This window comes from Acinetobacter nectaris CIP 110549, assembly GCF_000488215.1.
GTDB lineage: Bacteria > Pseudomonadota > Gammaproteobacteria > Pseudomonadales > Moraxellaceae > Acinetobacter > Acinetobacter nectaris.
Map to the genome: position 1 here is coordinate 81,655 of NZ_KI530735.1, position 20,162 is coordinate 101,816.

The following is a 20,162-nucleotide window of genomic DNA, read 5'->3' on the forward strand; positions in this document are numbered from 1 at the left end:
GCAATAGTTTTTCGATTTAAAAGAAATTAGTATGCCATGATCTTGTAAAAAAAAGGTGCTCGGATGACAGACCAATTTGATAAAAAACATTTATGGCATCCATATACATCTATGCTTAATCCTTTACCAACATTTAAGGTGAAATGTGCTTATGGCTCTACCATAGAGCTAGAAGATGGTCGCACTATGATTGATGGTATGTCCTCTTGGTGGTGTACCATTCATGGTTATAATCATCCAGCATTGAATCAGGCTGTTAAAGACCAATTAGATAAAATGTCGCATGTGATGTTTGGTGGTTTAACACATGAGCCTGCGATCGAACTTGGTAAGTTATTACTTCAAATTACACCACCAACGCTTGATAAAATTTTCTATGCAGATTCTGGCTCTGTATCGGTTGAAGTCGCACTTAAAATGGCTGTTCAATATTGGACAGCGCAAGGAAAGCATCAAAAAACTAACTTTGTGACGACACGCTCAGGCTATCATGGCGATACATGGAATGCGATGTCGGTATGTGACCCTGTGACAGGGATGCATCAAGTCTTTGGCAGTTGTTTACCTATTCGGTATTTTGTACCTGCACCACAAAGTCGTTATGGTGAGACTTGGATTCAAGAAGATATTCAGGCATTGGCAGATACATTGGCAACACATCATGAAAATATTGCAGCCATGATTGTTGAGCCAATTGTGCAAGGTGCAGGAGGTATGCGTTTCTATCATCCTGAATATTTGCGTCAAGCCAAAGTATTGTGTGAAAAATATAATGTACTCATGATTTTTGATGAGATTGCGACAGGCTTTGGGCGAACAGGAAAAATGTTTGCTTGGGAGCATGCCAATGTTGAGCCTGATATTATGTGTATTGGTAAAGGGCTAACAGGTGGATATATGACGCTTGCAGCAACTTTAACAAATACGCATATGGCAGAAGTGATTTCCTCAGGTGAGGCGGGTGTATTTATGCATGGGCCAACATTTATGGCAAATCCTTTAGCATGTGCTGTGGCATTAAAAAGTACCGAATTATTGGTGTCTCAAGATTGGCAAAGTAATATTCAGCGTATCGAAGCGACTTTACTCAAGCACTTACAGCCATTAAATGATTTAGATACGGTTGCAAATGTACGTGTTTTGGGTGCGATTGGTGTTGTTGAGATGAAGAATGCTGTGAACATGGCAGTTTTACAAGATGAGTTTGTACGCCGTGGCATTTGGGTTCGTCCATTTGGGCGTTTAATGTATGTCATGCCATCTTATGTGATTACTGATGATGAATTGGCATTTTTATTAACGCAACTTGCTGAAGTCGTACAAAATCAGGTGAGCGCTTAATGTCTATTTTAAAACATTACAAAGAAAAGTTAGATTTATTAAAATCTACAGGGAATTTTAGGCAGTTTACTGCCAATCAGCAAAATGATCATTGGATTACGATCCAAAATAAAACCATGCTTAATTTATCTTCGAATGATTATTTAGGTCTTGCTTCAAAAAGGCATTTGACTGAACAGTTTTTGGATGAAAAATCTTACTACTTTAGCTCGTCATCCTCACGATTACTTACAGGTAATTTTGAAGAATATACATTATGTGAAAAAGCACTTTCTGATGCATTTTTAGGAAGATCTGCGCTACTATTTAATAGTGGCTACCACATGAATATTGGCATTTTACCTGCACTTGCAGATAGCCAAACACTTATTTTGGCAGATAAATTGGTTCATGCGAGCATTATTGATGGCATACGTTTAAGTCAGGGTAAGTATCTAAGATATAGACATAATGATCTCGAGCATTTGTCACAACTGATTGCAAAGTATCATGACAGTGTAGAGATTGAACGGATTATTGTTGTCACTGAAAGTATTTTTAGTATGGATGGTGATGAAGCAGATTTAACACAGCTTGTGAAACTGAAAAAACAATTTCCAAAAGTCATGCTGTATGTTGATGAAGCACATGCGATTGGTGTACGAGGTCATTTAGGCTTAGGGTGTGCAGAGCAGTACCAAGTGATTTCAGAAATCGATTTTTTGGTTGGAACATTTGGTAAAGCAGTGGCTTCGGTCGGTGGATATCTAATTTGTGAGCCAGTTATTCGTGACTATTTAATTAACACAATGCGCCCACTTATTTTTAGTACAGCATTACCACCAATAAATATTGCTTGGACAACGTTTATGTTTGAGCATATGCAAACCATGCAAAGAGAACGTCATGCACTTGGCGAAATCAGTACTTACTTACAGTCTGAAATTATTCAAAAAGGCTATAGTAGCCCCTCTACGAGTCATCTTGTCCCTATTATTATTGGAGACAGTTTAAAGGCTGTAAATCAGGCAAAAGAAATGCAGGCACATGGCTTTTATATTATGCCTGTAAGACCACCGACTGTGCCTAAAAATACTGCAAGATTAAGGGTTTCTCTTACTGCTTCAATTCCAAAGCAAGCACTTGAAAAGCTGGTGGATATATTGTGAGTATTTCTAAGCAACAAGTACAACAACGTTTTGCACGTGCTAAAGATAGCTATACACAACATGCAACGGCACAATATGAAATCTGTGAGTATTTGGCAGCACTAATACAAAGTTATGTAGGGAAAGCATTGCCACAACTGTTTGAAGTCGGTTGCGGCTCAGGAATGCTCACCCACAGACTATTAGATGGTTTGAATGTTGATCGCTATATTGTGAATGATATTTACCCTGAAATAGAAAGCTTTTTTCGAAATATTCCTCATGTAGAGCTTTGTATCGGTGATGCAGAAACGATTGACTTTCCAAAAGAAAATAATGCGATTGTTTCAAGTTCGGCATTACAGTGGATGCATGATTTACCGCAATTCTTTCAAAAGGTTCATGAGTCTTTAGAGGCTCAAGGTTGGTTTATATTTTCTATTTTTGGGCCAGAAAATTTAAAGGAAATTAAATCATTGACTGGGCAGGGCTTGGCATATTCATCTTCAGCTTATTTAAAGCAGCAGCTTATACAACATGGTTTTGATGTATTGCATGTTGAGGAAAATAAAATTGTTTTAGATTTTCTAAAGCCTTTATCTGTGCTCAAGCATTTGAAAGCAACAGGCGTAACAGCAAATACCAATGGTTTTGCTTGGACTAAAAATACTTTAAAGAAGTTTGATTCTGATTATACTGAGCAATTTAGCTATAACGGAGCAGACGATCTAAAATATTATCCATTAACGTATCATCCTATTTATATTGTTGCTCGGAGAGTCTGATGAGCCATAAAGTTTATTTTATTAGTGGTATAGATACCGAAGTTGGGAAAACTTATGCGACGGGCTATTTGGCGAAACAATATTTGGAAGCAGGTCAGTCTGTTATTACACAAAAACTGATTCAAACAGGCAATGAGGCGTATTCGGAAGATATTTTAAAACATCGTGAAATTATGGGTGTGCCACTTTTTGAAGAAGACCATCAAAAAATAACCATGCCTGAAATATTCAGTTATCCTGCATCACCACACTTGTCTGCAAAGTTGGATCAACGTCCTATTAATTTTAATAAGATAGAAAAAGCAACACAGCAGCTCGTAGAGAAGTTTGAGCTTGTACTGTTAGAAGGTGCGGGTGGTTTAATGGTACCACTGACTGATGACTTACTAACAATTGATTATATTCAGCAATATGAGTTTCCCGTTATTTTAGTAACATCGGGTCGACTCGGTAGTATTAACCATACGCTGTTAAGTTTAGAAGCTTTGAAGTCTAGAAATATAAATTTACATGCTATTGCATATAACTTAAATGATGAGTCTGAAGACCAGACGATTTCAATAGAAACACAGCGCTATTTAAAAGAACATGTTCAAAAACAATTCCCAACATCGCTATGGTTTGATGTTCCTAAAATTTAAGCAATAAAAAAGCCTCACTATTGAGGCTTTTTTATATTGATTAACGCTGTGGATCGCGTTTTTTAAAATTTGGCTTTTTTGTCACATTTAATGGTCTTTTTGGACGTTCTGATGAGTTTGAAGGCTTACTATTTGTAGGCGCTGCCCCTTCACTTTCATCTCTACGCTGTTGACGTAGATATCCACCACGACGCGCTGCCATTGGTTTTTCAGTCATACGGTCTGCACGACGTTTTGCAAGACCAAATAACCCCGTACCTTGGCGTGGTTTAAGTTCAACCAGTTTGGCTAAAATGTCGATGTCTTGTTTATCAAGTTCAATCCAACGACCTGTACGTAGTTCTCTTGGTAAAATGACTGAACCATAACGTGTACGTAGTAAACGACTTACTTTTAACTCTTGAGATTCAAAGAGGCGACGTACTTCACGATTACGTCCTTCTTTCACTACAACTTGATACCAACGGTTAATTCCTTCACCGCCTAAATCTGTGATTGATTCAAACTTTGCAGGGCCATCTTCAAGTTCTACACCTTTAATTAAAGTTTGACGCATTTCTGGGGTAAGATCACCCATAACGCGTACAGCATATTCACGCTCAACTTCATTGGAAGGGTGCATTAAGCGGTTTGCGAGTTCACCATCATTTGTGAACAGCAATAAGCCAGTACTGTTTATATCTAAACGACCAACCATAACCCAACGGTCATTTGCAATTTGTGGGAGATTGTCAAATACAGTAGGTCTTTGCTCTGGATCATTTCGAGAACAAATTTCACCTTCAGGCTTATAGTAAACAAGCACACGACGACGAATTTCTTCTTCTAGTTGAAACTGTACCTTACGACCATCGATACGAAGTTCATCGCCAAACTCAATGCGTTCGCCCACTTGAGCGACTTTACCATTGACGCTTACACGGCCAGCAGCAATAACTTCTTCCATGTAGCGACGCGACCCCAAACCAACGCGGGCTAAAACTTTTTGTAACTTTTCACTCATAACAGTAAACCTTAGAATTAATCAAGCAACAGTCCACCTATTCACGACTTTGGTGCATTGGCATCCAGTGTCATGAAAGCTTCCTTGGCATCCTGCAGGGAAGGCAATTGACCTAAAGATGACAGGCCAAAAGCATTTAAAAATTGGGGAGTGGTAACAAGTAAGGCAGGTCTTCCTGGAAGTTCACGGAAACCTGATTCTCTAATCCAACTCCAATCAAATAAATTTTTCAATATTTGACTATTATTTGTTACACCACGAATTTGTTCAATATCTGCACGTGTAACAGGTTGATGGTATGCAATTACAGCAATTGTTTCGAGCAGTGATGGAGATAACTTTGTCGGACGTTCTGGCCATGTTTGCGCAATAATATCACGATATTTTGCACGAACTTGAAACCGAAACCCTTGTGCTGTTTCAACCAATTCGATAGATCTACCATGCTGTAATAGGGTTAATTGTTTTAAAAAATATCTGAGCTGTGTTTTATTATATTGATTTTTAAATGCTTCTTTCAAGCGTGCAATTGAGACAGGTGCATCACTTGCAAAAATAATAGCTTCTAGCTGCATAATAACTTCATGATGATTCTCATCTTCTAAAATAGTTGTGATATCTGTCATGTTTTATGCCCCTCGAATTGCCAATGGTGTTTCTTCGCCATTTGAAATAATATTGACTTTACTTTGGCGTGTAAGCTCTAAAATTGCCATAAAGGTCACAACCATTCCCATTTTTCCTTGGCTTGGTTTAAGCAGCGTATCGAAAGTAAATGTCTTACCTGTATCTAGGCAGTATTGTACATACGCAATTCTTTCTTCTAGCTGCACAGGTTCTTGTTCTATTTTATGTGTAATGGGTTCGGGACGGTTAAAAACACAAAGTAAAGCAAGCTTTAAAGATTCCGCATCATAACCTTCATAGGTCTTAGATGTATTATTGACTGTTACATTGGTGGGGAAAGTATCACGCTCGAGGATATTTAAAGCATCAAGTTTTTCTGCTGCATCTTTAATGCGTAAATATGTTTCGAGTTTTTGGATTAACTGCTGTTTAGGGTCTTTTTCTAAATTTATTGCTTTAGGCTTAGGAAGTAATAAACGTGATTTTAGATCTGCTAGGAGTGCTGCCATCACCATATAATCGGCAGTAAGCTCAATGTTCATGGACTTCATGGCACTTATATAGGTGAGATATTGTGTTGCAATAGGGGTAATATCTAACTGTAATAAGTCAAACCCATTTTTTTGAATGAGATAAATTAAAAAGTCGAGTGGGCCTTCGAAATGTTCTAACAGAATTTCAAATGCTGAAGGTGGGATATATAAATCTTCAGGAATAACTTCTTGCCATTCATCCATAACACGGATCGATGTAGAAGTATCCATCGATGGAAAGATGGGAGAGTTCATGTCGTATTGGGCCACGCGAATTTTCAAAAGCATGATGAAGCTCAACTGATACGAAGTTGAGCCACGTATGATTTCATTCTAACTGAATTATTTATGTTAATAAATTAAAAAGGTGAAAAATATTTAATCGAGTTAGAGATTAATTTTGGAAATAACTTTATTCAAATGCACTTACATCTGCAAACCCATGACGAATAACAGCAGGTTGATCACCTGATAAATCTACAATACTAGTTACATGAAGTGTGCCAAATCCACTATCTAGGAAAACATCTACACGTTTTTCGAGTTGCATTTCAATTTCATAAGGGTCGTCAAGTGGGTCATCTTGTTTTGGTAAAATTAGAGTACTTGTAAGAAGCGGTTCACCAAGCTCTTTAAGCAGCATTTGGCATATTGTATTGTCTGGTACACGAAGACCAATTGTTTTTTTCTTAGGATGCATTAAGCGGCGAGGAACTTCACTTGTTGCAGGTAAAATAAATGTAATGGTTGAAGGGGTATGTGACTTGAGAAGACGATAGGTTGCATTGTCTACTCTTGCAAAGTTTGCAAGATGCGATAAGTCGCTACACAAAATAGTATATTGGTGTTTACTGTCTAACTGTCTAATTTGAGCAATTCTTTCTATTGCAGCCTTATTGCCAATTTGGCAGCCAATTGCGTAGGCTGTATCTGTTGGGTAGATAATCACTTCACCATTACGAATTCTTTCCACTGCCTGTTGAATAAGCCTTGGTTGTGGGTTGTCTGGGTGAACTCTTAAGTGAAGCACTTTTTATCTCCAAAATGGTCTTCAGTAAGCGGGTATTATGTATCTAATGCTTAAAATTTACCAATAAATTGTAAGTATTTATTTGGCTTAATTAGTCAAGCTCTTCTCGTTGAAACTCATCGAATGAAATAAGCTGTCCGTTTCTAGTACTCTGACAAATGTAGTAAATGAAGTAAGCTGCATCCTGAGGTAACTTGGTTTTGCCTAGAAAAAGAGATTTAACTTGTTGATACACATTGTCTTTAAAGTAGTGACTGTCGCCTGCATCTCCTGTTAAATTGTCAAGTGATACGCGGAATCGTCTGCCAAAAGCCTTTGCAAACAACCATTCAATTGCTTGAGGTTTTACTTCAACTTGTTCAAAAACAGCCTGTTGTTCTTTGGTTCGTCCATCAGGAGCATACCAATAACCTAAATCGGGAAGTGTTCTACGATGTTTCCCTGCGATTGTCCAATGGCTAATTTCATGTAAGGCACTATTAAAGAAACCATGTGCAAATTGGATGCGCGCAGGGGTTTGATTTTGTGCTGGAAAATATTCAGGTTCGTATTCTCCCTTAATTAGTTTGACATTATGGTGGGAAAACCAATGATTAAAGTGTAAAATAAGCCAATCCACTTGCGATTCTTCAGTCGTTAATGTATGCCAAGGCGATAGCTGTATCTGTGTTGCTGGTAGGCAAGAGTCCAAGTTGGTTAGGGTGTAGACAAGTAATGACGAATGAGTCTTAGGTTGCTTTAGCAACGATTGCATGACTTAATTTACCCGATAGTTCTGTTTTAAAGTGGGAAATTGTATCTTAAACTTTGACAGAGTTCAGATGAATTTGTAGAATTGCCGCCTTAATTATGTCAGCAAATACCTTTCCGGCACAAATTGAGCCGTTTAAATGGGCTGAACAAGGCTTTACATGGTCAGGTAAACTGCCCCTGTCTCGCTTTGCTCGAATCGCTCGTGAAGCCGTTGAATCTGTTGATCATCAACAGGTTCAAATAAACTGTAAGCTATCAATGGACGCATATTTACGTCTAGTGTGGTTGGATGTACAAGCGGAAACGCAAGTACCTTTAGAGTGCCAACGTTGTTTAGGTACTGTAGAGGAACCTTTAGTTTCTCATGTTCATTTAGCGCTAGTCGAAGATGAGTCACTGATAGAGCGCTTGGATGAGGATGCTGATTTCGTCGTTCTAGGTGAAAATGATTCTTCAACAAAGGGATCTTTTGATCAACCTGCTGTTGTTGATTTACTTGCACTGATAGAAGACGAGTTATTATTGTTGTTGCCATTGTCTCCTAAACATGATGTTTGTGAGCATAAGCATCAACCTACCGAGCAGGACGTTGTTGAAGAAAAACGGGATAATCCGTTTGATGTATTGGCAAGTTTGAAGGGTAAACTTAACTAAAAAGTATGCTATACTTGTTGGTTAAGACAACTATTTTGTTCTGATCCATTTTTTCGTTTTTTGTAAGGAGCCATCATGGCCGTTCAGCAAAACCGTAAAAGTCGCTCTCGCCGTGACATGCGCCGTTCACATGACGCTTTAACCGAGAATGCATTAACTGTAGACCAAGCTACTGGTGAGACTCACCGTCGTCACCACGTAACTAAAGACGGTTTTTACCGTGGTCGTCAATTATTCGCTAAAGCAAGTGCTGAATAATTGAAGCTATTAGGCATTTGCTTAATAAAAAAAGGGAGCGTAAGCTCCTTTTTTTATTGCGTGAAATGTTCTATTTGGCAATTAAAAAGTATAAAAAATAATGATAAATTGCACCCCGTAACTTCAAAAGAAGATAAAAAAGGATTCTTATATGTCTGCTAAACAACTTGAGCAAGCTGCTCAAGCAGAAAGAACGGCATTTGTTTTTCCTGGACAGGGCTCACAAAAAGTTGGCATGCTTGCAGAGATGGCTGACCAATTTAGTGAAGTGAGAGAAACATTTGCTGAGGCATCTGATGCTGTAGGCTTTGATTTGTGGAATATTGCACAAACAGGTGAGGGGCTAAATCAAACTGAAAATACTCAGCCTGTATTACTCACAGCAAGTATTGCACTTTGGCGTGTTTGGTTGTCTTTAGGAGGCGTTGCTCCAAAGTTTTTAGCAGGTCATTCTCTTGGTGAGTATAGTGCATTGGTTGCAGGAAAAGCACTTACACTTACAGATGCTGTTAAGTTAGTAAATTTACGTGGTCAACTTATGCAGCACGCAGTTCCTCAGGGAGCAGGTGCAATGGCTGCTATTTTAGGCTTAGCAGATGAAAACGTGTTAGAGCTGTGTCAGCAAGCTTCTCTTACAGGAGAGGGGAGTGTTGAGGCTGCTAACTTTAATACCAAAGGACAAATTGTTATTGCGGGTACAACAAACTTAGTTGAACAAGTAATGGCAACTGTGAAAGCTCAGAGCGGTAAAGCAATTGCATTACCTGTTTCTGTACCTTCTCACTGTTCTTTAATGAAATCAGCAGCAGAAAAGTTCGCAGAAGCTTTGGAACAAACTGCCATTGAGTTACCTATTGTTCCTGTAATACAAAATGTAAATGCCAAAGCTGCACAAAGTGTTGCTGAACTACGTCAAGCTTTAACAGAGCAATTATATAAATCTGTTCAATGGACAAGCACAATTCAGCTTTTACAAGATCAAGGTATAGACTACATTGTTGAATGTGGGCCAGGAAATGTTTTAAGTAATATGGCAAAACGTTTGCCAAATATTGAGAAAACATTTGCACTTGATAATAAGTCTCGTATGGAAGATGCCCTAAACGCAATTTTAGTGGCGGAAGGAAAAATTGCATGACTCAAGAACAACGTAAAATTGCTTTAGTCACTGGCGCAAGCCGTGGTATTGGTGCTGCAATTGCTGCACAGCTTATCAATGATGGTTTTTTTGTTGTTGGTACAGCAACATCTGAAGCTGGTGCTGAAAAACTTACTGCACAGTTTGCAGAAGATGGTGTTGGGGCTGTATTAGATGTACGTGATGCAACAGCAATTGATGCATTAGTAACGCATATCGAAAAAGAATATGGTTCAGTATTAGTACTTGTAAATAATGCAGGTATTACACGTGATAATCTTTTATTGCGTATGAGCGAAGATGATTGGGATGATATTTTAAATATTCATTTAAAAGCAGTATATCGTCTATCTAAGCGTGTTTTAAAAGGTATGACACGAGCTCGTTTTGGTCGAATTATTAATATTAGTTCTGTAGTTGCACACTTTGCAAACCCAGGACAGGCAAACTACTCCGCTGCTAAAGCAGGTATTGAGGCATTTAGCCGTAGCTTAGCTAAGGAAATGGGAAGCCGCCAAATTACAGTCAATAGTGTTGCACCAGGATTTATTGCAACAGAAATGACAGATCAACTTAGCGAAGAAATTCGTAAAAAAATGACTGAACAAGTCGCTTTAGCACGTCTAGGTAACCCCCAAGATATTGCTGATGCGGTCAGTTTTTTAGCTGGTGAAAAATCTAGTTACATTACAGGTACGGTATTACATGTAAATGGCGGTCTATACATGGCTTAATGCTGTGCTAATAAACTTTCAATATTTGTTTTATTCCATTAAACTAACGGCATTTAAACGCCACAAGCAATGAGGAGAATTTCCTGTGAGCGATATCGAACAACGTGTTAAAGAAGCAGTTGCAGAACAACTAGGTATGCGCGCTGAAGAAATCAAAAACGAAGCATCTTTCACAGATGACTTAGGTGCTGACTCTTTAGATCTAGTTGAACTTGTTATGTCTTTTGAAAATGATTTCGACATCACAATTCCTGATGAAGATTCAAATGAATTGACAACTGTTCAATCTGCAGTTGACTATGTTACTAAAAAATTAGGTTAATCCCTTATTTTTTAAAAAGCCACGATTATCGTGGCTTTTTTTATTTGTAATTGATAGTGATTGTTGCCAGTCCTTGTACCTGTCCAGGAGTAACTTGTTCTTGTGTTTGTATATAGCGGGCTTTTAAAGAAACGGGAAAGGTTTGAGTATCATTTGAAACAATTGATCCAAGTGAATAATTATGATTATTTAAGACCACTTCATTTCGATCACTCCAAAGTAGTTGAAGGTCGACACCAGAAGCTGGAGAGCTGGTTGATGTATTCTTTATAGCTTGTGAATTATAAGCTGAAGGTGTGTAATTAAAACTTACGCCAATTTGATTCTGCTCAGTATAGGATGTGAAGTTGTCACCTCCATTACATAATACATTAACTTGAAAGTTTTGTTCGCCTTGAACCGATCCTATACCTCTGAAACTTGAGCGAGTTACATCATTTAGTTTGACAGTGGTATTATTATTTGTAATTAAGCAAGAGGAAGATGCAATTGTTGTTGAGTTTAGATCAACAGTTAATAAGGGTCTATTTTTATTATTATCTGTATAGAAAAGGACATAACGTCCAGAGTTTAAACTCCCTGACTCTGTATTACTATCCGTTTTAATAATTTGAACTTTGAGTAAATATGTCTTGTCTAGTGAATAACGGTAACCAAAAACTGAAAAATATTGGAAATAAGTATTAATAAGTGAACTAAATGGAAAGTCTTTTTGTATACCATCTTCCTGTATAGAAATACGTATACCAATCCCACCTAAATTTGTTGAGTAAATATTATTGCCAATATTACTCAGTGGACGACGTTGAGATAATTCACCTTGCGCAAGATATGAATCTGTCCTGAAATCACAAGTCAAATAGCTTCCTTTCTGAGATACTCTGTATAACTGTTCTTTCAGAACTTGCCCAATAGAGTCAGATGGTTTCACAACAATACGGCCTAAGTTGATATTTTGTTGTATGGTTTTTACCGTCGGAATGGTAGCAAATAGGCCGAATCTATATGGTAAACATGAAGCATAACTATGGCTTGTGAAAAAAGCGAAGAATAGAACAAGGCATATATAACGTATTATTGGCATGCTGCTTCAACCATAAACATATTAAGTTGATTATTCTCTACTTGATGCTTAAGTGAGTAATGTATAGCACACTGATCTGTTGTTTTTTCACCCCATTTGATTTTAAGAATATCATCTATTAAGGGGGTGCGTGCATAAACTAGACTTCCTTGAGCCACCATTCCAATAATCTCACCTTTAGAATTATATACTTGTGCTGCAAAAGGCAGAGGCTGTCCATTGGGTATTCTGCTATGTATATAAATTGCATATCCCTTTTGTGTAGAGAACACTATTTTTGTAATAGAGCCTGCATAAGGTGCAATGCGATGACTTGTTTCTTTAAGCTCTACACGGTTTGACATATTTTCAGGGTCAATATAGATATCATTTAAGCGATAGGGATTTAAATATGGGATAAGCGCATATCCATATTTATTAATAAGAATATTGGGATTGCTGTTAATACTTGCTCCTGTTGCATCTGGTGCATAAACGATACCCATTGTTTGTCCTTGTTCAGGGCTAAATAGGATACCGTGTGAATGTAGAACGATATTGCCACTTAAGTTAAGCATAGTTTGCTTATAACTGTCAGACTGAGTATAGCTCGTACCTATAGTGGTCATATCAGTCTTATAATCTGTATTAAGGCTTATACTATTTTGATCAAATTGCTTTGCTAGTATTGCACTGTAACTTAATCGATCTCCTGCTGTTCCACTTATACCAAAATTTTGATTATCTTGAGAAAAACTGGCATTTGTATTAAATGAATACTTTTTAAAGCTCAGTGGGAAAGAAAGAGTAAATAAGTATTCTGTATTATGACCAAGTTTTTGACTTGCATATTGCAATTGTTGACTTGTAATAGAAATGGAATAATTTAAACCTCTATAGGTATTATTATATCCTAATTGATACTCTTTATTTGAGGGCTGATTTCCTGAATAGTTAACCCATAAACCTGTTAGATAAAAACTGCCAAACTTTTTAGGAAGAACTTGATTGAGATTCACTTGTAGTTGATTTTCTTGGCCACCTAAGTGATTGGCTGTTAAATAGGGCGTGTGTTGTGCATATTCTTTTAATGCAATGGTATCTTTCAAGGTGTAATAATTACCACTCAATTTTTGTGAAGCCGAAATAGATATTTGAGTATTCGTTGGTTCTACGACCCGATTATAAGTCAAATTGAGAGTGTTTCCTGAAGAATACTGTCGATTTATTAAGCTATTTCTGTTGTGTGTAATATCTATTGAGACAGCACCCAATTGAGTTGAAATAGCACCTCCTAAACTTAATGCATAATAGTCATTTGACAACTGTATGCCACTAGATGTTGTAAAATAATTATTTAGTCCATACTGAAAAATGCCTTGAGAGAAAAGCGGTTTAGAATTTAATGTTTTTTCTCTGACTTGACCAAGTGTTAAAGAAAACTTTCTACGCTTAGGTCTAAGCATTTGCACAGAAGATGAATAAGGAACAGAATATCTTTGTATATAGCCATCAGACTCAAAAATCGTAACATCAAGGGTTCCCCCAAAGCCAGTTGGATATAAGTCATTAATTTCAAATGCGCCTGGGGATACCATTGTTTGGTAAATAAGCTGTCCTCGCTGCCGAATTTCTACTTTCGCATTTGTTTTGGCCACACCATGAATTTGCGGTGCGTATCCCTGCATACTATTAGGAAGCATACGATCATCACTTGAAAAGTCGATACCTCTATAGCCAATAGAGTTAAATATGTTGCCTGAAGTAAAGTTATCTCCGAGTGTGAATACACTTTGATATTTGGGAATCGCTTTTTGTAGATAAGTATTAATCGGGGTGTAGGAGGCACTGTTGTTGTTACTCCATTGCCATTGCCCATTATGGCGTAACTGCCATTCATTAATATTTAGTCCAGCTGATAAACTAATAAAAGCATTTGTATTGGTATTTTGCTTAGTAATATTATTTCGTATCTGATATGCATTGGCATTATAGGATAAGAATCCTGCATTAATTCCATGATCCCAAGAATTTGGGTCAACGTAATCCCGCACTTTTGTTTCCATTGCTATTTGTGGAATAAAAATATCTAAACGCTGAGTCGATGTATCGAAATCATAGTAAGCATTGGGTATCCATTCAGATAGTGGTGCACACATTAAACTATTCTGATTAATAAGATGTTCTAAAGCTGAATATTTTACATGGTAATTAAGAAGAGTATGAAGTGTAAAACAAGTAGTAGCATTATCTTGTTTTACTGTCGATTTAAAATCAAAATTTTGTTTTCCTACCCATTTATTATTTACATAAACATCTAGATTATATATACCAGGTAAAATAGGATTTCGATATTTAAACCTTGATATATCAATATTATTTTTTGTATTTCCCATTAAAAAATTAGTGTCAAAGTCAGCTTCTTGAGGATTTTTTTCTGCATATATATATGTATTTGTTGAAAATAATACTACGATAATAAAAATTATTTTACAGTTGGACATAGTATAAAATATATTTAGAAATTAACATCTTGTTCTGAAGGACTACCATAATCATTAATAGTAATAAAACGGAGACTAAAGAGTTGTTTAGGGTTTTCTATTGTATATTCAGAATATGGTGCAATTAATATTCCTTGAGGCGTGAGATCTATTTTTCTATTTTCTTTAGAAAATATAGATGTAATTGTAATATAAAAGGGAGTTGGGTTTTTAATAACGATTTTGTTGTCTTGACGTCGCCAATTTAGTTTCTTAGGTGCACTATTAGAGTTTTCTTTGATAGAACTAGGTCGATAAATAAATTTAATACGCGAACGAATAGCTAACTGTAAGAAATTTCTACTATCTTCAGATATATTTGAAGTCGGCTTTGGAGGAATATCAAGTACATTCAGCCAAAATAATGATTCATGTTGTTGATTTAGCTCATGGCTATTAGGTAAAGCGAGTATACGTAATGTTTGACTCTTTTCAGGGTCTATACGTGCGATAGGTGGTGTGATTACAAATGGCAATTGAATTTCATCAGGAGTACTATTTGGATTGCCATTGTCAAGCCAAGACTGAATAAGAGAGGGTTGAGTACCTTCATTACTAATTTGTAGTGTTGTTTCTGTACTATCTGATGGAAATATAACTCGAGTACCATGCAGAATAACTTCCGCATGGCTATTTATACCTATCATACATATAGATAAGAATATGATAGATAGTATCTGGTTTCTAATTATCATTTATAAACTATTGATATATAATAGTATATTGAACATTTGTGGATACATTGCCTGCTGTTGCACCACCTGATGCAGTAAAGTATTCAGCATAGTAGTTTAGGTTGGTTTGACCACCTTGATCAACAGAAACCCACTGAGAATTTGTTTGGGCATTTTTTTCAGCTGTAGCAAGAATAGGAATAACTTGGTTGTTACTACCTAAAAGTTGTACTTGAACATTTGTAGCAGGGTTATCAGTACTTGTATTATTTAAGCGCCCTGTTAAATAGTCAACGGTTGGACCTGGTTCAAAGTATGTTGCAAGATTGCCAGCACTTTTACATTGACTCAAACTAATTTGAAATGGTGTGCGACCAGCTGTACTGTTTGCGACTTGAAGTGATTGTTGAGAAATGGTCGGTAAATTAACACTAATGGTTTGAGTTGAAATCTTACAAGTATTATCTAAAATTTTACCTGTAATATTAATTGTACCATCGGTAGCATGTGTTGTAACAGTCGAAAATAAACCTAGCGTTAATGATAAAAGAACCGATTTCTTCATTTTAGTGACCTAAATTGTCTTGGGGCTAATAAAGCAAAAATGTGACATGAATCACATTCTAAAGATTTTTAACAAAAACTACAATATATAATTAAAAATTATACAGTTTATTTCATAAACATTACAGGTAGTAATCGTACTTAATTAGTAATAGGTCACAGTTACTATATTATTTGTAGTCGTTTTAGAAATTAATTTTTTAGTTTCAAATTTTTCATTTGATTTTGTATTATTCGTTAATAAACATTTATTTACTAAATCCTGTGATTTTATATTACAAGAATATTCTATGATACTCCCTGTAATATTTATGGTATTTGCTATTATTGGATTGACCATTAAAACTTGACATATTAAATATATTATATACTTCATTATTATTACTCTTTATAGAGCTTATATATTGGTATATCAAATATTATTTTTTATGTATAGTAGTATTTTTTAAAAATATGTGTATAAAAATTAAATATTGTATGTTATTAAAAAATTATTTAAATCAGTATCTTATGTTTTTATTTTTGAGGTTTAAGGGCATTAAAATATACTGTATAATAATGCCCTAAATAGTTTTAGATATATTTTACATTAACAATTTCATATTCTACTTCACCTTGAGGTGTAGTAATTTTAGCTTCATCGCCTTCACTTTTTCCTAGTAAGCCACGAGCAATTGGTGAGTTTACAGAGATCTTATTAATTTTAAAATCTGCTTCATCATCACCAACAATTTTATATGTCTTTTGTTCCTCGGTATCTAAATTCTCAATAGTTACAGTCACACCAAATACAACGCGACCATTCTTTTCTAATTCAGTTACATCAATAACTTGTGAAGCACCTAGCTTTGCTTCGATATCTTGGATACGTCCTTCACAAAAACCCTGCTGCTCACGAGCTGCATGATATTCAGCGTTTTCTTTTAAATCACCATGTTCACGTGCTTCAGCAATTGCTTGAATAATACGTGGGCGTTCAACAGTTTTTAGTTGTTGTAGCTCTTTTTCTAACGCAGTTTTGCCTTCAGGAGTCATAGGGTAACGTTGCATGTCGTCCCTCCAAAATAAAAAATATCAGGTTTAAAAAATAAAAAATCCCGCCACCGAGTAGGTGACGGGACCTTTCGGTAATGCGGATTAACTAGTAACGGTTAAATCTTGCAAACGGTATACATCCATTGGTAATTTCACGGCAAATGCTTGGCAAACTGCCTCAGCACCGCTAATTGTCGTCGTATAGTACACTTTACCTTGTAGTGCAGCACGGCGAATAGCAGCAGAGTCAAATTGTGCTTGTTTACCTTCAGTTGTATTTACAATAAGGTGTATTTCACCATTTTTCAAGCGGTCTACAATATGCGGACGACCTTCGGTTACTTTATTTACACGCTCACATGCAAATCCAGCTTCAGTAATGACTTTATATGTGCCACCTGTTGCAACAAGTTTAAAGCCATAGTCTGCGAACTGTTTTGCAATCGCAACAACATCTTTTTTATCAGATTCACGTACAGATAAGAATGCATATTTTGTTTCATTTTCTGTAGGTAAACCTGGTAGGCGCTCATTTGAACCTAAAACAGCTTTATAGAATGCTTCACCAAATGTTTCGCCAACACCCATAACTTCACCTGTAGATTTCATCTCAGGCCCAAGCATAGGATCTACACCTTGGAATTTAGCAAATGGGAAAACAGCTTCTTTTACTGCAAAACGCTCAGGAATAATTTCTTGAGTAAAGTTTTGGTCAGCTAAAGAGCGTCCTGCCATACAGCGTGCAGCAACTTTTGCAAGAGAGTCACCAATACATTTAGAAACAAAAGGTACTGTTCTTGATGCACGTGGGTTGACTTCAAGCACGTAAACATCATTTCCTTTGACCGCAAACTGTACGTTCATTAAACCAATTACACCAAGCTCTTTTGCCATAGCGATGGTTTGACGACGCATTTCATCTTGAATTTCTTTAGATAAAGAATACGGTGGAATCGAACATGCAGAGTCACCTGAGTGAATACCTGCTTCTTCGATGTGCTGCATAATACCGCCAATGACCACATTTTTACCATCAGATACGCAATCAACATCAACTTCAATGGCTGAGTTTAAAAAGTGGTCAAGTAGTACAGGGGACTCGTTAGATGCTTGAACAGCTTCACGAAGGTAGCGTTTAAGCTCATCTTCATTGTATACAATTTCCATTGCACGACCACCAAGTACATAAGATGGACGAACAACCAATGGATAGCCTACTTTCGATGCTTCAGAAATACCTTCTTCAGCAGATTTTACAATGCTATTGTTCGGTTGGCGTAGTTGTAGACGTTGAATCATTTGCTGGAAACGTTCACGGTCTTCTGCACGGTCAATTGCATCAGGAGATGTACCAATAATTGGTGTGCCTGCTTCTTCAAGTGCACGTGCCAATTTTAGAGGAGTTTGTCCACCATACTGTACAATTACACCCTTAGGTTTTTCAGTACGAATGATCTCTAAAACATCTTCAAGTGTAATTGGTTCGAAGTATAAGCGATCTGACGTATCGTAGTCGGTTGAAACAGTTTCAGGGTTACAGTTAACCATGATCGTTTCATAACCATCTTCACGCATTGCAAGTGCAGCATGTACACAGCAGTAGTCAAACTCAATACCTTGTCCAATACGGTTTGGCCCACCACCAATAACCATGATCTTTTTACGATCTGATGGGTTTGCTTCGCACTCTTCGTCATAGGTTGAGTACATATAAGCTGTACTTGACTCAAACTCTGCAGCACATGTATCTACACGCTTATAAACGGGGTAAATACCTAAATTCCAACGCTGTTTGCGGAATTGTTTTTGTGAAATACCCATTAAGTTTGCAATACGTAAATCAGATAGGCCTTTACGTTTGAATGAACGGATATTTTCAGCAGTTAAATCACCAAAACCAAGTGATTTAATGTGGTTTTCAGTTTTAATAATATCTTCGATTTGGATAAGGAACCAACGATCAATTTTGGTTGCTTCAAAGATGTCATCTAATGTGAAACCTTGACGGAATGCATCTGCAACATACCAAATACGCTCAGGGCCTGGAACTTTAAGTTCAAGCATGATTTTTTCTTTGGCATTTGGTGTTGTAGCATCAATTTTTTCATCGAAACCACATGCGCCTACTTCAAGACCACGAAGTGCTTTTTGTAACGACTCTTGGAAGTTACGGCCAATTGCCATGACTTCACCAACTGATTTCATTTGTGTGGTGAGTACAGGCTCTGCTTGTGGGAACTTCTCAAAGTTAAAGCGAGGAATTTTAGTTACGACATAGTCGATCGATGGTTCAAATGAGGCAGGAGTAATACCACCTGTAATATCATTATTGAGCTCATCGAGTGTATAGCCTACTGCAAGTTTTGCTGCAATTTTAGCAATAGGGAAGCCTGTTGCTTTTGATGCAAGTGCAGATGAGCGTGATACACGTGGGTTCATTTCAATAACAACCATACGGCCGTCTTTTGGATTAATACCAAATTGAACGTTTGAACCACCTGTTTCAACACCAATTTCACGTAATACAGCAACTGATGCATTACGCATAAGTTGGTATTCTTTATCTGTAAGTGTTTGAGCAGGTGCTACAGTAATGGAGTCACCTGTGTGTACACCCATTGGGTCGAAGTTTTCAATTGAGCAGACAATGATACAGTTATCATTTTTGTCACGCACAACTTCCATTTCATATTCTTTCCAACCGATGAGTGACTCATCAATAAGAAGTTGGTGTGTTGGAGAAAGTTCGAAACCACGTTCACAAATTTCTAAAAACTCTTCTCTGTTGTATGCAATACCACCACCAGAGCCACCCATTGTAAATGATGGGCGAATAATGACAGGGAAGCCAAAGCGTGATTGAATCTCTAATGCTTCTGGCATAGATTCAGCAACAGCAGCGCGAGGGCATTCTAAGCCAATTTTTTTCATTGCCTGATCGAAAAGTTTACGATCTTCAGCTTTTTCAATGGCGTCTTTTGATGCACCAATCAGTTCAACATTGTATTTCTTTAAAATACCATGTTTGTCTAACTCTAATGCACAATTCAGCGCAGTTTGACCACCCATTGTTGGTAAGACAGCATCAGGGCGTTCTTTTTCAATAATACGCTCTACAGTTTGCCAAGTAATAGGCTCAATATAAGTTGCATCTGCCATTGATGGATCAGTCATAATCGTTGCAGGGTTAGAGTTAACCAAGATAACTCGGTAACCCTCTTCACGTAATGCTTTACATGCTTGTGCACCTGAGTAGTCAAACTCACATGCTTGACCAATGACAATAGGACCTGCACCAATAATTAAGATGCTTTTAATATCCGTACGTTTAGGCATT

The 20,162-nt window shown here is 37.0% G+C and carries 20 protein-coding genes; 9 read left to right on the forward strand and 11 right to left on the reverse strand.

Going from position 1 to position 20,162, the window contains the following annotated elements; translation table 11 throughout:
* Nucleotides 1-63 precede the first annotated feature (63 nt).
* From bioA to bioD, 4 genes are read left to right on the forward strand one after another with little or no spacing between them, the layout of a single operon-like run.
* Entirely contained in the window at nucleotides 64-1,341 is a 1,278-nt protein-coding gene (gene bioA / locus P256_RS10705; protein ID WP_023273699.1) for an adenosylmethionine--8-amino-7-oxononanoate transaminase, read from the forward strand.
* Nucleotides 1,341-2,489: an 8-amino-7-oxononanoate synthase gene (locus tag P256_RS10710; RefSeq protein WP_023273700.1), complete on the forward strand. Its 1,149-nt coding sequence runs from the start codon at nucleotides 1,341-1,343 to the stop codon at nucleotides 2,487-2,489. The genes bioA and P256_RS10710 overlap by 1 nt, the downstream gene beginning before the upstream one ends.
* Nucleotides 2,486-3,253: a malonyl-ACP O-methyltransferase BioC gene (bioC, locus tag P256_RS10715; protein ID WP_023273701.1), complete on the forward strand. Its 768-nt coding sequence runs from the start codon at nucleotides 2,486-2,488 to the stop codon at nucleotides 3,251-3,253. The genes P256_RS10710 and bioC overlap by 4 nt, the downstream gene beginning before the upstream one ends.
* On the forward strand, nucleotides 3,253-3,894 hold the full coding sequence (gene bioD, locus P256_RS10720; protein WP_023273702.1) for a dethiobiotin synthase: 642 nt from the start codon (nucleotides 3,253-3,255) through the stop codon (nucleotides 3,892-3,894). Before bioC ends, bioD begins: the two co-directional genes overlap by 1 nt.
* A gap of 40 nt (nucleotides 3,895-3,934) precedes the next feature.
* Here bioD and rluB read toward each other — a convergent pair whose 3' ends face one another.
* From rluB to P256_RS10745, 5 genes are all read right to left on the reverse strand, one after another.
* On the reverse strand, nucleotides 3,935-4,897 hold the full coding sequence (gene rluB, locus P256_RS10725) for a 23S rRNA pseudouridine(2605) synthase RluB (RefSeq protein ID WP_023273703.1): 963 nt from the start codon (nucleotides 4,895-4,897) through the stop codon (nucleotides 3,935-3,937).
* 41 nt (nucleotides 4,898-4,938) lie between these two features.
* Nucleotides 4,939-5,523: an SMC-Scp complex subunit ScpB gene (gene scpB, locus P256_RS10730; RefSeq protein ID WP_023273704.1), complete on the reverse strand. Its 585-nt coding sequence runs from the start codon at nucleotides 5,521-5,523 to the stop codon at nucleotides 4,939-4,941.
* Nucleotides 5,524-5,526: 3 nt separating this feature from the next.
* Nucleotides 5,527-6,312 carry a segregation and condensation protein A gene (locus P256_RS10735; protein WP_040332209.1) on the reverse strand — a complete coding sequence of 262 codons (786 nt, stop codon included), beginning with the start codon at nucleotides 6,310-6,312 and terminating at the stop codon, nucleotides 5,527-5,529.
* A gap of 157 nt (nucleotides 6,313-6,469) precedes the next feature.
* Nucleotides 6,470-7,087: an L-threonylcarbamoyladenylate synthase gene (locus P256_RS10740; protein ID WP_023273706.1), complete on the reverse strand. Its 618-nt coding sequence runs from the start codon at nucleotides 7,085-7,087 to the stop codon at nucleotides 6,470-6,472.
* Between the two features lie 91 nt (nucleotides 7,088-7,178).
* Entirely contained in the window at nucleotides 7,179-7,841 is a 663-nt protein-coding gene (locus P256_RS10745; protein ID WP_023273707.1) for an elongation factor P hydroxylase, read from the reverse strand.
* A gap of 95 nt (nucleotides 7,842-7,936) precedes the next feature.
* Here P256_RS10745 and P256_RS10750 point away from each other — a divergent pair, with 95 nt between their 5' ends.
* The 5 genes from P256_RS10750 to acpP all read left to right on the forward strand — a co-directional run bounded on the left by P256_RS10750 (nucleotide 7,937) and on the right by acpP (nucleotide 10,946).
* Nucleotides 7,937-8,494, forward strand: a complete 558-nt coding sequence (locus tag P256_RS10750) for a YceD family protein (RefSeq protein WP_023273708.1) — start codon at nucleotides 7,937-7,939, stop codon at nucleotides 8,492-8,494.
* A gap of 75 nt (nucleotides 8,495-8,569) precedes the next feature.
* A complete protein-coding gene (gene rpmF, locus P256_RS10755; protein ID WP_023273709.1) occupies nucleotides 8,570-8,752 on the forward strand; it encodes a 50S ribosomal protein L32 in 183 nt (60 codons plus the stop codon).
* Between the two features lie 151 nt (nucleotides 8,753-8,903).
* Nucleotides 8,904-9,890 carry an ACP S-malonyltransferase gene (gene fabD, locus P256_RS10760; protein ID WP_023273710.1) on the forward strand — a complete coding sequence of 329 codons (987 nt, stop codon included), beginning with the start codon at nucleotides 8,904-8,906 and terminating at the stop codon, nucleotides 9,888-9,890.
* Entirely contained in the window at nucleotides 9,887-10,624 is a 738-nt protein-coding gene (gene fabG, locus P256_RS10765) for a 3-oxoacyl-ACP reductase FabG (protein WP_023273711.1), read from the forward strand. The genes fabD and fabG overlap by 4 nt, the downstream gene beginning before the upstream one ends.
* A gap of 85 nt (nucleotides 10,625-10,709) precedes the next feature.
* Entirely contained in the window at nucleotides 10,710-10,946 is a 237-nt protein-coding gene (gene acpP, locus P256_RS10770; protein ID WP_023273712.1) for an acyl carrier protein, read from the forward strand.
* 40 nt (nucleotides 10,947-10,986) lie between these two features.
* Here acpP and P256_RS10775 read toward each other — a convergent pair whose 3' ends face one another.
* The 6 genes from P256_RS10775 to carB form a co-directional block, all read right to left on the reverse strand.
* Entirely contained in the window at nucleotides 10,987-12,030 is a 1,044-nt protein-coding gene (locus tag P256_RS10775) for a fimbrial protein (protein ID WP_023273713.1), read from the reverse strand.
* Nucleotides 12,021-14,513 carry a fimbria/pilus outer membrane usher protein gene (locus P256_RS10780; RefSeq protein WP_023273714.1) on the reverse strand — a complete coding sequence of 831 codons (2,493 nt, stop codon included), beginning with the start codon at nucleotides 14,511-14,513 and terminating at the stop codon, nucleotides 12,021-12,023. The genes P256_RS10775 and P256_RS10780 overlap by 10 nt, the downstream gene beginning before the upstream one ends.
* Nucleotides 14,514-14,527: 14 nt before the next feature.
* Nucleotides 14,528-15,247 carry a fimbrial biogenesis chaperone gene (locus P256_RS10785; protein ID WP_040332172.1) on the reverse strand — a complete coding sequence of 240 codons (720 nt, stop codon included), beginning with the start codon at nucleotides 15,245-15,247 and terminating at the stop codon, nucleotides 14,528-14,530.
* A 7-nt stretch (nucleotides 15,248-15,254) separates the two neighbouring features.
* Nucleotides 15,255-15,791, reverse strand: coding sequence for a fimbrial protein (locus P256_RS10790; RefSeq protein ID WP_023273716.1), 537 nt, complete (start codon nucleotides 15,789-15,791; stop codon nucleotides 15,255-15,257).
* Between the two features lie 572 nt (nucleotides 15,792-16,363).
* Nucleotides 16,364-16,840 (reverse strand): transcription elongation factor GreA, encoded by a 477-nt coding sequence (gene greA / locus P256_RS10800; RefSeq protein WP_023273718.1) that lies wholly within the window; start codon nucleotides 16,838-16,840, stop codon nucleotides 16,364-16,366.
* Nucleotides 16,841-16,927: 87 nt separating this feature from the next.
* Nucleotides 16,928-20,161: a carbamoyl-phosphate synthase large subunit gene (gene carB / locus P256_RS10805; protein WP_023273719.1), complete on the reverse strand. Its 3,234-nt coding sequence runs from the start codon at nucleotides 20,159-20,161 to the stop codon at nucleotides 16,928-16,930.
* Nucleotide 20,162: the final 1 nt, after the last annotated feature.